The organism is Mesorhizobium sp. C268A (assembly GCF_040324475.1).
Classification (GTDB): domain Bacteria; phylum Pseudomonadota; class Alphaproteobacteria; order Rhizobiales; family Rhizobiaceae; genus Mesorhizobium.
In genome coordinates, this window is sequence record NZ_JAMYVX010000003.1 from 805027 (window position 1) to 819924 (window position 14898).

Annotated in this window: 15 protein-coding genes; 5 read left to right on the top strand and 10 right to left on the bottom strand. The window is 63.0% G+C overall.

What is annotated here, in order from left to right:
* Positions 1–102 precede the first annotated feature (102 nt).
* The 4 genes from tam to ettA all read right to left on the bottom strand — a co-directional run bounded on the left by tam (position 103) and on the right by ettA (position 3111).
* The gene (tam, locus tag NKL06_RS30770; protein ID WP_023690849.1) at positions 103–891 is read right to left on the bottom strand and encodes a trans-aconitate 2-methyltransferase; all 789 of its coding nucleotides are present in this window, start codon (positions 889–891) and stop codon (positions 103–105) included.
* Positions 888–1154: a type II toxin-antitoxin system RelE family toxin gene (locus tag NKL06_RS30775; RefSeq protein ID WP_023668237.1), complete on the bottom strand. Its 267-nt coding sequence runs from the start codon at positions 1152–1154 to the stop codon at positions 888–890. Before NKL06_RS30775 ends, tam begins: the two co-directional genes overlap by 4 nt.
* Positions 1151–1399, bottom strand: a complete 249-nt coding sequence (locus NKL06_RS30780) for a DUF6290 family protein (RefSeq protein WP_023668236.1) — start codon at positions 1397–1399, stop codon at positions 1151–1153. The genes NKL06_RS30775 and NKL06_RS30780 overlap by 4 nt, the downstream gene beginning before the upstream one ends.
* Positions 1400–1461: 62 nt before the next feature.
* On the bottom strand, positions 1462–3111 hold the full coding sequence (gene ettA / locus NKL06_RS30785) for an energy-dependent translational throttle protein EttA (protein ID WP_023688009.1): 1650 nt from the start codon (positions 3109–3111) through the stop codon (positions 1462–1464).
* A gap of 235 nt (positions 3112–3346) precedes the next feature.
* On the opposite strand from ettA, the gene NKL06_RS30790 reads away from it, so the two are divergent.
* Positions 3347–4633 (top strand): GGDEF domain-containing protein, encoded by a 1287-nt coding sequence (locus tag NKL06_RS30790; protein WP_023690848.1) that lies wholly within the window; start codon positions 3347–3349, stop codon positions 4631–4633.
* 5 nt (positions 4634–4638) lie between these two features.
* On the opposite strand, the gene NKL06_RS30795 is transcribed toward NKL06_RS30790, so the two are convergent.
* The 4 genes from NKL06_RS30795 to NKL06_RS30810 all read right to left on the bottom strand — a co-directional run bounded on the left by NKL06_RS30795 (position 4639) and on the right by NKL06_RS30810 (position 7763).
* A complete protein-coding gene (locus NKL06_RS30795) occupies positions 4639–5253 on the bottom strand; it encodes a hypothetical protein (RefSeq protein ID WP_155927127.1) in 615 nt (204 codons plus the stop codon).
* A gap of 70 nt (positions 5254–5323) precedes the next feature.
* Complete coding sequence (locus tag NKL06_RS30800) at positions 5324–6337, bottom strand: ribonuclease T2 family protein (protein WP_023690846.1); 1014 nt, start codon at positions 6335–6337, stop codon at positions 5324–5326.
* 98 nt (positions 6338–6435) lie between these two features.
* Complete coding sequence (locus NKL06_RS30805) at positions 6436–6858, bottom strand: MarR family winged helix-turn-helix transcriptional regulator (protein ID WP_245267064.1); 423 nt, start codon at positions 6856–6858, stop codon at positions 6436–6438.
* 23 nt (positions 6859–6881) lie between these two features.
* Positions 6882–7763, bottom strand: a complete 882-nt coding sequence (locus NKL06_RS30810; protein WP_196814066.1) for an alpha/beta fold hydrolase — start codon at positions 7761–7763, stop codon at positions 6882–6884.
* Positions 7764–7904: 141 nt separating this feature from the next.
* On the opposite strand from NKL06_RS30810, the gene NKL06_RS30815 reads away from it, so the two are divergent.
* The 3 genes from NKL06_RS30815 (at position 7905) to NKL06_RS30825 (ending at position 11741) form a co-directional block, all read left to right on the top strand.
* The gene (locus NKL06_RS30815) at positions 7905–8837 is read left to right on the top strand and encodes an alpha/beta fold hydrolase (protein ID WP_023690843.1); all 933 of its coding nucleotides are present in this window, start codon (positions 7905–7907) and stop codon (positions 8835–8837) included.
* 82 nt (positions 8838–8919) lie between these two features.
* Entirely contained in the window at positions 8920–10095 is a 1176-nt protein-coding gene (locus NKL06_RS30820) for a CaiB/BaiF CoA transferase family protein (protein ID WP_023690842.1), read from the top strand.
* Entirely contained in the window at positions 10092–11741 is a 1650-nt protein-coding gene (locus NKL06_RS30825; protein ID WP_023690841.1) for a thiamine pyrophosphate-binding protein, read from the top strand. Before NKL06_RS30820 ends, NKL06_RS30825 begins: the two co-directional genes overlap by 4 nt.
* Positions 11742–11987: 246 nt before the next feature.
* Here the strand turns inward: NKL06_RS30825 and NKL06_RS30830 are convergent, their stop codons facing one another.
* Entirely contained in the window at positions 11988–13271 is a 1284-nt protein-coding gene (locus tag NKL06_RS30830; RefSeq protein WP_023690840.1) for a cystathionine gamma-synthase family protein, read from the bottom strand.
* Positions 13272–13393: 122 nt separating this feature from the next.
* Here NKL06_RS30830 and NKL06_RS30835 point away from each other — a divergent pair, with 122 nt between their 5' ends.
* A complete protein-coding gene (locus NKL06_RS30835; protein WP_023690839.1) occupies positions 13394–13852 on the top strand; it encodes an Lrp/AsnC family transcriptional regulator in 459 nt (152 codons plus the stop codon).
* Between the two features lie 48 nt (positions 13853–13900).
* Here NKL06_RS30835 and NKL06_RS30840 read toward each other — a convergent pair whose 3' ends face one another.
* Positions 13901–14872 carry an ABC transporter substrate-binding protein gene (locus tag NKL06_RS30840; RefSeq protein WP_023690838.1) on the bottom strand — a complete coding sequence of 324 codons (972 nt, stop codon included), beginning with the start codon at positions 14870–14872 and terminating at the stop codon, positions 13901–13903.
* Positions 14873–14898: the final 26 nt, after the last annotated feature.

A 14898-nucleotide genomic window follows, 5' to 3' on the forward strand; every position in this document is an offset into this window, starting at 1 on the left:
GTTCTCATGTGAACGACCAGGGGGCGCGACACAACACTTTTCTCACCCCACCGGTTTACGCCGGCTTAAACCACAGGCTGTGGCCGGATGTCATCGGGAGTGCTAGCCGGCCCGCTTGGCGACGATGAAAATGCGCGGGAAGCGCAGCAGCACCTTGCCGTTTGCGGTCTTCGGATAGGCCTTGGCGATTTTGGCCGTGTAGCTGTCGAGGAAGATTTTGCGCTCGCCGGCGTCCAGCGGATCGAGGAAAGGCTTCAGCCCCGTCGACTTCACCCATTCGACGATCGCCTCGGCGTCGGTCAGCGGATGATTGTAGGCCGTATGCCAGATATCCACCCGGTCGGAGAGCGGCGACAAGAGATCATAATAGAACGACACCGCCGGCAGCGGTCCGCGCGCAGCACCTGCCATCTTGGCGGCGAACGGCATTTCGGCGGCCGTCTCGCGCATCACCTGATGCGACGGCTCAAGCAGATTGTCGGGCATCTGGACGGCGAGCGCGCCACCGGGGGCGAGAAAGCCCATCAGCCGCTGGAACACTACCGGGTGGGTGGGCAGCCACTGGAATACCGCGTTGGCGAAGATGACGTTGACCGGCTCGGCCGGTCGCCATGTCGAGACATCGGCGAGGTCGAAATTGACGCTGGGCAGGCGCGCCTTCGCCTTCTCGATCATGTCGGGAGAGGTGTCGAAGCCGCTGATATCAGCATCCGGCCAGCGCTCGACCAGCAGCTCGGTCGAATTACCCGGGCCGCAGCCGATGTCGACCACCCGGCGCGGGAAATCCACCGGCACCTGCGCAACAAGATCGCGCGCGGGCCGCGTGCGCTCATCCTCGAATTTCAGATATTGGGCGGCGGACCAGTCAGGTTTTGCGGCTGTGCTGTTCATCGATAAACCTCACGACGGTTGCCAACCTCCACGACCAGCACGACAAGCCGGCTGTCCTGGAACTGAGTAATGATCCTGTGGTCACCGACACGAAACCGCCAAGCTTCTTCCTTTGTGCCCGTCAGGCGCTTGGCAAGGGCTCTCGGATTGGGATGCGCTGAAACTCTCTGATTCAGGAACTCCAGGATGCGCCGTTGATCTTTCGTCGAAAGCCGTTCGATGTCTTTCTCGGCGCGCGGCGTGAACTCGACACGCCAGGTCATTCAGCGGCAGGCTTCTTGCGACGCTCCTCGGCTTCACGACGTTCGAGCTTCCGGATCACTTCATCCAGCGGAATGCGCACACCGTCATCATCTCTCAGGCGTTCGTCCGCAATTGCGGCGTCGTGCCAATCTTCGATGGCCTCGAGGATCGCTTCGGCTGCAACCTGGTCGGCGGTGCGACCGCTGGCCTTGGCCATTTCGGCCAGCAGTTTCTCGGCTTTTTGCGGCAGTTTGACTGTGATCATGGACGACTCCATCCGATCAATTTAGGTCAAACGCACACCGCCTGCAACGGATCGCCGCAGCCCTACCGCGTCAGCCTCTTGTACGTCATCCTGTGCGGGTTGACGGCTTCGGGGCCGAGACGACGGATCTTGTCCTGCTCGTAGTCCTCGAAATTGCCCTCGAACCATTCGACATGACTGTCACCTTCAAAGGCCAGGATGTGGGTGGCCAGCCGGTCGAGGAACATACGATCGTGCGAGATGATGACGGCGCAGCCACCAAAATTTTCCAGCGCGTCTTCGAGCGCCGCCAGCGTTTCGGTGTCGAGATCGTTGGTCGGTTCGTCGAGCAGCAGCACATTGCCGCCGGTCTTCAGCATTTTTGCCAGATGCACGCGGTTGCGCTGGCCGCCGGAGAGGTTGCCGACCTTCTGCTGCTGGTCGCCGCCACGGAAGTTGAACGATGCGCAATAGGCGCGGGTGTTGGCTTCGAACTTGCCGAGCTTGACCACTTCGGCGCCGCCCGAGATTTCTTCCCAGACGGTCTTTGACGGATCGAGCGCATCGCGGCTCTGATCGACATAGCCGAGCTTCACCGTTTCGCCGATGCGGACAGAGCCGGCATCCGGCGTTTCCTGGCCGGTGATCATGCGGAACAGCGTCGTCTTGCCGGCGCCGTTCGGGCCGATGACGCCGACGATGCCGCCTGGCGGCAGCTTGAATTCCAGACCCTCGATCAACAGCGTGTCGCCAAAGCCCTTCGACAGGCCTTCCGCCTCGATCACCACATTGCCGAGCCGCTCGCCATGCGGAATGACGATCTGCGTATCGCTCGGCCGCCGCTTGTCGGCTGCATCCAGCAGGTCCTGGAACGCCTGGATACGCGCCTTGGACTTGGTCTGGCGGGCTTTCGGGCTGGACTGGATCCACTCGCGCTCGCGGCCGATAGCGCGCTGGCGGGCGTCGTCCTCGCGACCTTCCTGCTTGAGGCGCTTGGCCTTGGCTTCGAGGTATTTGGTGTAGTTGCCCTCATAGGGAATGCCGCGGCCGCGATCGAGCTCGAGGATCCATCCCGTGACATTGTCGAGGAAGTAGCGATCGTGGGTGATGATCATCACGGCGCCCGGATAGGCGCGCAGATGCTTTTCCAGCCACGCCGTGGTTTCGGCGTCGAGATGGTTGGTCGGTTCGTCGAGCAGCAAGAGGTCGGGCTGACGCAGCAGCAACTGGCAGAGCGCGACGCGTCGGCGCTCGCCGCCTGAAAGCTTGGTGACCTCGGAATCCTTGGGCGGGCAGCCCAGAGCTTCCATCGCCATTTCGACCTGCTGTTCGAGATCCCACAGGTTCAGCCGGTCCATCTCGTCCTGGAGCTTGGCCGACTCGTCAGCTGTCTCGTCGGAATAATTCATCATCAATTCGTTGTAGCGCTCGATGATGGCGGTCTTGGCGGCGACACCTTCCATGATGTTCTCGAACACCGTCTTGTTGGCATCGAGCGCCGGCTCCTGCGCGAGATAGCCGACGGTGGCGCCTTCGGCGAGCCAGGCTTCGCCGTTCCACTCCTTGTCGAGCCCGGCCATGATCTTGAGGATCGTCGACTTGCCCGAGCCGTTGGGGCCGAGGATGCCGATCTTGGCGTCGGGATAGAAGGAGAGATGGACATTCTCAAGCACCTTCTTGGTGCCATAGGCCTTGTTGAGGCCGGCCATGTGATAGATGAACTGGCGTGCCACGCGCGCTTTCCTTGATGATTGACCGAAAATGTCGGATTGAATGGAGGTTGGCCGCTATGTAGGCGATGCCGGGCCGAACGGCAATCGCTTTTGCCATTTCAAGCCGGGTGTACACCGCACGTTAAGTTTTCCGCCGGTTGTAGGGCGCGTTGAAATCCCCGGTTAACCCTTCAGCGTCAAAACAGGATCGATCGCTGACCTGTCGCGATCGAAAGTAAAGATCGGACCGAAGGTAGTGCTGAACAGTTTCCTGCTCCTTGCCGAAGCGGTCGTCTACTTCAGCGTCATGGTCACGCTGTTCCGCTTCAGGGATCGCATCGGCCTCGGCGTCTTCGTCTGCGCGCTCGGCGCCATGCATTTCCTCGAAACCTATCTCGCCAGTGTCTTCTACGTCGCCCTGCCCTTCGGCATGGTCTCGCCAGGCTCGGCGGTGCTGTTTTCCGGCAAGCTGGTGATGCTGCTTCTGCTCTACATGAAGGAAGATGCGGCCACGGTGCGCCAGCCGATCTATGGTCTTTTGCTCGGCAACGCCTTGATGATCGGGCTGGTCCTGATCCTGCGCCTGCACGATATTTCAGCCCTTTCCGACGGCAAGCTTCCCGATATCGGTTTCATCGACCAGTTGGGCTGGCTGATGGTGTGGGGCACGACGCTGCTCTTCATCGACGCCATCCTGATCATCCTGCTTTACGAAAAGCTCGGGCGTTATCTGCGCAGGGCGCCGTTCTCCCGCATCCTGATTTGCGTCGCCTGCGTGCTCACCTTCGACCAGGCCGGATTTTTCAGCGCCCTGCATTTCGTCGCCGGCGCGCCGATTGCGGTCTTCTTCGGCGGCTGGTTCGCCAAGATGGGTGCCGCTTTTGCCTACAGCGCCATGCTTGTCGCCTACCTCAGATGGTTCGAAACGCGTCAGGTCGTGGCACCACGTGGGTTGTCCGACGTCTTCGACACCTTGACCTATCGCGAGCGCTACGAAGCCCTGGTCGAACATGTCGGCCGCGACGGCCTCACCGGCCTGTTGCACAGGGGACGCTTTGACAGCGACGGCGAACGTCTGGTCGCTGTCAGCCTGCGCACGGCCCAACCGCTCAGCCTGCTGATCGTCGACGTCGACCATTTCAAGTCGATCAACGATCGCTTCGGCCATGCCGAGGGCGACAGGGTGCTGAGATCGATCGCCCAGGTGCTGACCCAGGCGGCCGGCGCGCACGATCAGGTTTTCAGGATCGGCGGCGAGGAGTTCGCCATCCTTTGCTCGCAACCGCATGCGGTCGCCAGGTTGCTCGGAGAAAACCTCCGCCAGGCCGTCAAGGCGTGCGTAAACCGGTTCGACATCAGCGTCAGCGCCGGCATCGCCACTGTCGATGAGACCGTAGGCTCGCTTGCCGATCTCTTCGCCCTTGCCGACGAGCGTCTCTACAGGGCCAAGTCCACCGGGCGTGACCGCGTCGTCGGCGAAGCGCATGACGATGCCGAAGACCTAACCGCGTGGACATTGCCCACGCGTGGCGTCAGCGGATAAGGCTGTCAGCTCCGCTTGCGCTGCTGCAACGCGCCGACCGCAACTGAAACGGCTATCAGCGCGATGGCCAGCCATTTCAGCACGGTGATGATCGGACTGGCATCGATGTCATAAGCGATGAACAACAGAATGCCGGGCACCAGCAGGCCGCACATGACCAGCATGATGCGGTTGATCTGCCAAGACACTTTTGCCGCCAGCGCTTCGTCACCGGCTTCGCCGACAAGACCGGCGCGCATCTCCCGGGAGATGGCCAACGCGCTCGACAGGCGCATGGAGATCGGCAAGCCGAGCCCGATTATGAGGAAGGCACACGCCGCCAGCAGAGCCGAGAATTTGAGCGCGCTGGTGTCGGCCGGCACCGGAAACAAAAGTGTCGCCAGCGGCAGGAAGACACAGACGATGCCGAGCGCGGCAATGGCGATGAAGATCGCGGCATTGACCCAAGTGAACAGCTGGTAGCGGCCTGCCCCGATCGGCGCGGCAAGCACGCGCATGCGCGCCCACTCGGCATCGGTATAGGAAAAGCCCGGCCATTCCATGCGGCCGTCTTTTATGGCTGTCATTCCCCTGGCCCAGAAAGCCAGCCGCGCCAGCCCGCCTGATGTCATGCCACTCATCGCCACCCCCGCCGAATGAAACACATCCAGACCATATCACCGCGTCACTGCCAAGCGACAGACGGATATCCTACTGGAACCCGGCCGCATCGACCGAACCCTTCGGACAGCCCGCCTTGGTCGTCGGCGCCGAGGCGAGCATGAGAGTGCCCAGCGAACTGTCGGGGCCGATCGGGCCGGTCAGGCCCAGCGTCAGCTCGCCGATCAGCCGCCTGCCGCTCGACGGATCGACCAGGCAGGAGACACGCACCCGCGCGCCCGCCCCGGCGCCGAAGGCGCTGTCGAAGGTGCTGCGGATCTGGTCCGAAGTCAGCTGCTTGCCGACATTCCTGGTGAAGAGCTGGCGCACCGGCGAGGCATTCACCGCCCGCATCAGGTTCAACGCCTCGGCAAAATACTCCTGCTGGCTCTTGCCGTAGCAGGTGCCGTGCTTGATCCATTCATGCCGTTCGAGCTTGGAGGCGGTGCCAGGCATCACCTGGTCGAGTTCGGCGCGCGTATTGGCATCGAGGTTGACCGGCGGCAGGTCGGCCCAATGGGCCGGATTATCATTGGCCTTGTCGCTCGCCGGCACCTGGCAATAGAAATTGCCGTTCGGTTGCGGCCACAGACCATGCAAAGTGAAATGCGACGCGTCGAAACCGCCCGCCGTCTGCGCCTGGCATTCGGGCTTGCTTGCCTTGGTTTCGCAGAAGGCCGGCTGCCAGCTCAGCGCGAAAACATATTCGGGTTTTCCTGAAGCCGGCGCCGCAGGCTTGCCCTGATCGGAGGGCGCGGCCGGCTGGGCGGCTGCGCTGCCGCCGGCGACATGACCGCAGCTGATCTTGACCCAGCGACGCTCAGGATCGGCGCCCGGCACGCGGATGAGGTAATGCGTCGGCGCATCCTTGTTGCCGGCCAGAAGGTCGTAGCTCAGTCCAGCCGTTGTCGCGATATTGCCGGGGTTCTTGCCGCTCTTGATCGCCTGGGTCGCTGGACAGGCGGCATCGGCCACGAAGGAGCCGCTCATCTTCACATCGGCACGCGCTAGGCCGACACCGGCCAGCGCCACCAACACCGCACCCCATATCGCCGATATCCGCATTCCAGCACTCCTAGCGTTTCATAGCGCAAGCTAGAAACGTGTGACATGTCAGAATTACGATTTCTTTCGTCCGCCGCAAAAAACAATCGCTCGGTCGATCAGACCCCGCCCTCCTCGACCCGCTTCGTCAACATACGCAGCAGATCAAGCGCTGTCTCGAGCGCGCGAGCCTCGATGCCCTCGCTGATGCGGTTGGCCCAGACATGCTGGCGCGTGCCGATATCCCGGATCGCGGCCCGGCCGGCATCGGTCATCGCCAGGAGCTTCGCGCGGCGGTGCGCCGGGTTGTCCGCATAGGCGGCAAGCCCTTCGGCGGCCAGAATATCGGCCAGGCGCTGCACGCTCTGGCGCGCAAGCCCCATGTCGCGGGCAATGTCGGCCACCGATTTCGGCTCCTTCAGCACCGCGCCCAGAACCTGCCAGCGCGCCGCCGTCAACCCGGCAGGCTCCGCCAGCCGGTCGGCCGCGTCGAGAAACCCGCCATTCAGCCGGAACACGGCAAGCACCAGTTCGGTGAGCACATCTCCGGCTTCGGTCCTGCTTGTCATTTCTGGCCGGCCTCGATGGTGGAAACGAAAGTGTTGACGGCTTCAGCCACCGCCTCCGGCTTGTCAAGCATCACCCAATGGCCGGAACCGGCGACGGTTCTGTGGCCAATTCGGCTGCGCAGCCGAAACAGAGCCGCCGCATTGTCATTGGCCTCCGTGGCCAGCACGAAGATCGGCCCATGATAGGCGTCGAGCGTCGGCTCGGGATTCCATTCCGCCAGCGCCTTGCCGACGCCTGCCCGAGCCGCCGGATCGACCACCGCCGCATCGGCGATGACCTGTTTGCGGACATCTGGGTTGGAGCCGGCGATCGAGATGTAATAAGCGCTCAGGACATCGCCGCCGTTTGGCCCCGCGAGATCGTGCACGAACCCGTCGCGAATCTCTTTGGGCAGGGCGCGCGGATCGGTCGCCGGATCGACCAGCAGGATGCCGGCAACACGGTCGGGATGGCCGGAGGCATAGGCGAGCGCGGCCCCACTGCCGCCGCTATGTGCAACGAGGACAAACCGCTTCAGGCCGAACGCATCGGCCACCGCACCAATATCGTCGGCACGGCCGTCATAGCCGTAGTCGGCATCAGCTGCAGGCGCCGATGCGCCATGGCCGCGAAAATCGAAGGCGACCGCCTCACGGCCACCTGCGGTGAGCTGCATCACCCGGTTCCACTGTGTGGCGCGGCTGCAATCGCCATGCGCGAACAGGATCGGCAGGCCGCCGCCGGATTTGATGTCGTAGCCGGCAAGCTGGCCCTGCGGGCCGGCAATGGTTGAGGTCTTCATGGTCGTCTCCCTGGTCTGGCTGGAAGCAATGCCGGGCAGGAGCATTGCGGATGAAAGGCTCGCCAGCAGAAACGCGCGGCGCGAAACGGTTTTCATGCTCATGTTCCCGATGTAATTTGACAGCATGCTGTCATATAGCCAAATTGACAGCACACTGTCAATAGTGACGCCGGCTGATTTCGACCTCCCCTTGACGTCGGTCACGCGGTCGCCCAACAGTCGCCAAGGGAGCGAGACATGGCATTTGACAAGCAGACGACGCTGGCCTCACCGACCGGGGCCACGCTCAATCTCTATGTGAAGCACGCGGGGGGCTCTCCACGCGCGGTAGTCCAGGTCAATCACGGCCTGGCCGAACACGCCGCGCGCTATGCCCGCTTCGCCGATTACCTCAGCACCCGCGGCTTTCATGTCTACGTCCACGACCATCGCGGCCATGGCGCGACCAAGGCGCCCGATGCCCCGCTCGGCAGATTCGCCGGCACAAGCGGCCCGGCCAAGGTGATCTCCGATGTCGACGCAGTCCACGATTTGATTGCGAAGGAGCAGCCCGGCCTGCCGGTCATCCTGTTCGGCCATTCGATGGGTGCGTCGGTGGCGCTCAACTACCTGCTGGCGCACTCGCCGCGCGTCCACGCCGCGGCGATCTGGAACGGCAATTTCTCACAAGGCTTGCTCGGCCGGCTTGCGCTCGCCATCCTCGCTTATGAGCGCTTCAGGCTCGGCTCCGATGTCCCCTCACGCGTCTTGCCCAGGCTGACCTTCCAGGCCTGGGGCAAGGCGGTGCCCAGCCACAAGACGCTCTTCGACTGGCTGTCGCGCGACGAGGCAGAAGTGGCGAAATACATTGCCGACCCGCTGTGCGGCTGGGATGCCTCGATCTCGATGTGGCGCGATGTCGTGGAGATGGCGCAGAAAGGCGGCAAGGATGCGGGCTTTGCCGGCATCAGGCGCGACCTGCCCGTCAGCATCGTCGGCGGCGAGAAGGATCCGGCCTCCGACTATGGCAAGGGCATCGACCATCTCGCCAAGCGCATGCGCGCGATGGGCTTTTCGAATCTGGTTTCAAAGGTTTACGCCGACACCCGCCACGAAAGCTTGAACGAGGTGAACCGCGACTCCGTCATGACCGATTTTGCCGCGTGGGCCGATGGTGTGTTGAAACGCTGACATCGCTGGCCCACCGCAAGGCCCGTGACAGCGGCATCCCGGGTTGATAGAGGCTGCGGTTCCGACCCGTTTTTGGTGATTTATGGCTGAACCTCCGCTGAAAGGCGTCCGCGTCGTCGAACTCGCCCGCATCCTGGCCGGCCCGTGGGCAGGACAATTGCTGGCCGATCTCGGCGCCGATGTTATCAAGGTCGAGAGCCCTGATGGCGGCGACGATACCCGCAAATGGGGTCCGCCCTTCGTCATGAGCCATGATGGCGAGAACCTGTCGGCCGCCTATTACCACTCCTGCAATCGCGGCAAGCGCTCCATCGCGGTCGATTTCTCGACGCCCGAAGGGGCCGAGACGGTGCGCCGGCTGGTTGCCACGGCCGACGTTCTGATCGAGAACTTCAAGCTCGGCGGCCTGAAGAAATACGGGCTCGATTACGAGAGCCTGAAGGCGATCAATCCAAAGCTCGTCTACTGCTCGATCACCGGCTTCGGCCAGGATGGGCCTTACGCACCCCGCGCCGGCTATGATTTCATCATCCAGGCCATGGCCGGCATGATGTCGATCACCGGCGAGGTCGGGCGCGAGCCGCAAAAAGCCGGCGTCGCCATATCGGACATCTTCACCGGCCTCTATTCGGTGATCGCCATCCAGGCAGCGCTTCGCCATGCCGAAAAGACCGGCGAAGGCCAGCATATCGACATGGCCCTGTTCGACACCCAGATCTCGGCGCTCGGCAACCAGAACCTCAACTATCTCGTCTCCGGCAAGGCGCCGGTGCAGATGGGTAATGCGCATATGAACATTGCGCCCTATGAGGTTGTCCCGGTCAGGGACGGCCATATCATCCTGGCGGTCGGCAATGACGGCCAGTTCGCCAAATTCTGCGCCGCCGTCGGTCTCGACCATCTCTCAGCGAATCCCGATTTCGCCACCAATCCGGCCCGCGTCGCCAACCGGGTGAAATTGCGCGAGCACATGATCGAGACGCTGAAGAACTGGGACCGAGACCCGTTGCTGGCCAAGCTCGAAGCGGCAAGCGTGCCGGCGAGCCCGATCAACAATATCGGCCAGATGTTTGCCGACCCGCAGACGATCGCACGCGGCATGCGCCTCGACCTCGACGATGGCCATGGCAATCGTCTGCCCTCGGTGCGCGCGCCGATGGTGATGTCCGGCACACCGCTGGTCTATGAACGCCCTTCGCCACGCCTTGGCGAACATACCGAAGAAATTCTTGCCGAACTGGAGAAGTCTGGACGATGAAGACCGGTGGACAACTGATTGTCGACGCACTCGAGGCGAACGGCACCGACCGCATCTTCTGCGTGCCTGGCGAATCCTATCTCGCTGTGCTGGACGCGCTGCATGACTCGCCCACCCGCACCATTGTCTGCCGACAGGAAGGCGGCGCCGCCATGATGGCCGACTGCCAGGGGCGGCTGACCGGCAAGCCCGGGATCTGCTTCGTCACCCGCGGCCCCGGCGCCACCAATGCATCGGCCGGCATTCACATTGCCATGCAGGATTCGATACCCGTCATCCTGTTCATCGGCCAGGTCGCCAGCCACGCCAAGGAGCGCGAGGCTTTCCAGGAGGTCGACTACAAGCGCTTCTTCGGCGACATCGCCAAATGGGTGGTGGAGATCGACGATGCCGCGCGCATCCCCGAACTCGTCACCCGCGCCTTCGCCGTCGCGACATCGGGCCGCCCCGGCCCCGTCGTCGTCTCGCTGCCGGAGGACATGCTGACCAGTCTTGTCGACGCGCCCGCGGCCTTGCCGCACACGCCGGTCGAAACCCGGCCCGGCGAAGCCGAACTCGATGCTTTGGAAAAGCTTCTGGCCAAGGCCAAGCGTCCCTTCGTCATCCTCGGCGGCACACGCTGGGACGAGGAAGCGGTGGCACGTATGCGCACCATTGCCGAGGCCTGGTCGCTGCCGGTCGGCTGCTCCTTCCGCCGCCAGATGCTGTTCGACCATCTGCACCCGAACTATGCCGGTGATGTCGGCATCGGCATCAACCCGAAGCTGGCCACCGCCATCAAGCAGGCCGACCTGGTGCTGCTGATCGGCGGCCGCATGGGCGAGATGCCGTCCTCCGACTACACGTTGCTGAAAAGCCCCTATCCCGACCAGACGCTGGTTCATGTCCATGCCGATGCCGGTGAACTCGGCCGCGTCTACCGGCCGACCCTGGCGATCAACGCCTCGCCATCGGCCTTCGTCGAGGCTTTTGCCAAGCGCAAGCCAACCTCCACGCCAGCCTGGGCGGATGAGACAGCGAAAGCACACGCTGCCTACCTCGACTGGTCGACGCCGCCTGAGACCGGCCCCGGCCCGGTCCAGATGGGGCCGATCATGAACTATCTGGAAAAGATTTTGCCCGATGACGCCATTTTCACCAACGGCGCCGGCAATTACGCCACCTGGGTGCACCGCTTCCACCGCTTCCGCCGCTTCGCCACCCAAGGCGCGCCGACCTCCGGTTCGATGGGTTACGGCACCCCGGCTGCGGTCGCCGCCAAGGCGCTCCATCCCGACCGCACCGTGATCGCCTTTGCCGGCGACGGCTGCTTCCTGATGAACGGACAGGAATTCGCTACCGCCGTGCAATACGACCTGCCGATCATCGTTATCGTCGTGAACAACGGCATCTACGGCACCATCCGCATGCACCAGGAGCGCGACTATCCCGGCCGTGTCGTCGCCACCGATCTGAAGAACCCTGACTTTGCCGCTCTTGCCCGCGCCTATGGCGGCCACGGCGAGACGGTCGAGAACACGGCAGATTTTGCCCCTGCCTTCGAGCGTGCCCGCGCCAGCGGCAAGCCGGCGATCGTCGAAATCAGGCTCGACCCCGAGGCGATCACGCCGACGCGGACGATGACGCAGATCCGCGACAAGAGCTGAGAAGTTAGCAGCGAAAGCCGAGTTCCGTCACACCCCCCTCTGTCCTGCCGGACATCTCCCCCTCAAGGGGGGAGATTGGATGTCATGTCGCCCTTCGCCAATCTGCAGCGTTGCAGACAGGGCGCTATGGTCAGAGCTGCTGATCTCCCCCCTTGAGGGGGAGATGTCCGGCAGGACAGAGGGGGGTGCTGTCCCGCCGACGCTGCCAAGGCGATCGCCCCTTTCCTGATATCTACAAGCGAGCTATCAGACCGCTGCCAGCGCCTGCGTCAGGTCGGCGATAAGATCGTCCGGATGCTCGACGCCGATCGACAGCCTGACCGTGGTCTCCAGCACGCCGATGCGCTGGCGCACGTCGAAGGGAATGCCGGAGTGCGTCATCGCCGCCGGGTGGCTGGCGAGTGACTCCGTGCCGCCAAGGCTCACCGCCAGCTTGAATATTTGCAGCCCGTTGAGAAAGGCGAAGGCCGCCTTCTCTCCGCCTTTGATATCGAAAGAAAATGTCGACCCGGCGCCGCTGCATTGCGCCTTGTAGGCCCGTCCCGCTGCCGTATCCTCGCCCAGGAACGGCAGGTAATGCACCTTCTCGACCTTGGCGTGATCGCGCAGGAATTCGGCCACGAGCCGCGCATTGTCGTTGGCGCGCTCCATGCGGATGGACAGCGTCTCCAGCGAGCGGCCGAGCATCCAGCAGGAATGCGGGTCGAGTTGCGTCCCGATGGCGCCGCGCAGCGCCTTGATCGGCTTGGTCACCGCCTTGCTGCCCATCGCCGCCCCGGCGATCAGGTCGGAATGGCCGCCGACATATTTGGTCAGCGAATAGACGGAGACATCGGCGCCATGTTCGATCGGCCGCTGGAACACCGGGCCGAGCAGCGTGTTGTCGCAGACGATGATCGGCGTCGAGCCTTGGCTAGCGCCGATTTCGTCGGCAATCTTCCGGATCAGTGCGATCTCGACCAGGCTGTTGGTCGGATTTGACGGCGTCTCGATGAGAATGACCGACACACGCCCCTTCGCCACCGCAGCATCCGCAGCCGAGCGCACCGCCTTCTCGTCGACGCCGTCGGCAAAGCCGACAGCGCCAATGCCGAAGCCGGACAGCGTGCGCGTCAAAAGCGTCTCGGTGCCGCCGTAAAGCGGCTGTGAATGCAGGATGACATCGCCCGGGCGGGCATAGGCGAGCAGCGTCGTGGCGATCGCCGACATGCCCGACGAGAACAGGATGCAGGCGTCCGTTCCCTCATAGACCGCCAGCCGGTCCTCGACGATCTCCGAGTTGGGATGGTTGAAGCGCGAATAGACCAGGCCGGACGCCGTGCCGCTCGGCGGCTCCTTGCGGCCGGATGTGTAGTCGAAGAAGTCGCGCCCCTCCTCCGCCGATTTGAACACGAAGGTCGAGGTCAGGAACACCGGCGGCTTGACGGCGCCTTCCGACAGTTGCGGATCGAAGCCATAGCTCAACATCAACGTTTCCGGATGGAGCTTGTGGTTGCCGATGTGGGTTTTCGACGGGCGCGGCGCGGTCATGGCTTTTCCTGCATCTGGAGGAGTCTCGTGCAGCAATTTATGCGATCCCGGCCCACCAGTCCTTGCTATTTTCGGCCTCGCATGGCTGCATCCCGGCAACAAATTGCCGAGCGAGAGCAAAAGTGCAGCAGAAGATAGCCGACGATTTCGACCGCAAGATCCTGCGCGAGCTGCAGGCCGACGCCCGCATCACCAACAATGAGCTTGCGGAGCGCATCGGCCTGTCGCCATCGCCATGTTTGAGGAGGGTACGCCGGCTGGAGGAGGCCGGCATCATCAGGGGCTATACCACGCTGGTTGATCCCTCAGCCTTCGGCTGGAACATGGTCGCCATCGCCACCGTTCGGCTCAGCCGCCAGAACGAGGACGAGATCGTCATGTTCGAGGACGCCATCCGCGGGTGGGAGGAGGTGCTGGAATGCCACCTCGTCACCGGGTCGCGCGACTATGTGCTGAAGGTGGTGACCGGCAGCCTCGAACAGTACGAGCGCTTCATCAAGGAAAAGATCGCGCGGCTGAAATGCGTCGCCTCGATTGAGACCAGCTTCGTCATGAACACCATAAAGGAACGGCGCCTCTGACATTTGGTCAAAGGCGCCGCTCTCGAGGTCGAAATTGCCTGGCCAGGCTTATTTGATCGCCTTGTCGGTGATGGCCGTGGTGTAGGCGCCGGTCGGCGCCTTGGTGATGATCTTCTGGTCGAGCAGCGCCTTGGCGGTGCGCTCGTAGGTCGCCGGGTCGAGCTTGCCGTCGGCATTGTCGATCAGCTTGGCGACTTCGCTCATCATCCGCTTCTGGTGGTTTTCGTCCTGGCCACCGCCGTCCATGACAATGCCCGCGGCCTCGTCATTGTTGTCGATGGCATATTTCCAGCCCTTCATCGAGGCGCGCACGAAACGCACCATCTTGTCGTCGAAAGCCGGATCCTTGAGCTTGTCTTCCGAGGCGTAGAGCCCGTCCTCCAGCAGGTCGTTGCCCATCGCCGAGTAGTTGAACACGGTCAGCTGGTCCGGCTTGTAGCCGGCATCGATCAGCTGCCAGTACTCGTTGTAGGTCATGACCGAAATGCAATCCGCCTGCTTCTGGATCAACGGCTGCACGTCGAAGCTCTGCTTCAGAACCGTGACGCCGTCCGGGCCGCCTTCGGTCTTCAGGCCGAGCTTGTTCATCCAGGCGTAGAATGGATATTCGTTGCCGAAGAACCAGACGCCGAGCGTGTGACCCTTGAAATCGGCTTCGGTCTTGATCGGGCCGTCCTTCGGGCAGACCAGCTCCATGCCGGCCTTCTTGAACGGCTGGGCGATGTTGACCAGCGGCACGCCCTTTTCGCGCGCGGCGAGTGCCCCGCCCATCCAGTCGACGATGACGTCGGCGCCACCGCCGGCGATCACCTGCTCGGGTGCGATATCGGGACCGCCCGGCTTGATGTCGACGTCGAGGCCTTCGGCTTCATAAAAACCCTTGGCCTTGGCGACATAGTAGCCGGCAAACTGCGCCTGCGTGACCCATTTCAGCTGCAACGTCACCTTGTCGGCGGCCATTGCCTGGAACGCGGCCAGCGACATCGCGCCGGCCAGCATCGGAATGATCAGTCTTTTCATGTTTTTACCCTCTGAAGTTAACACCC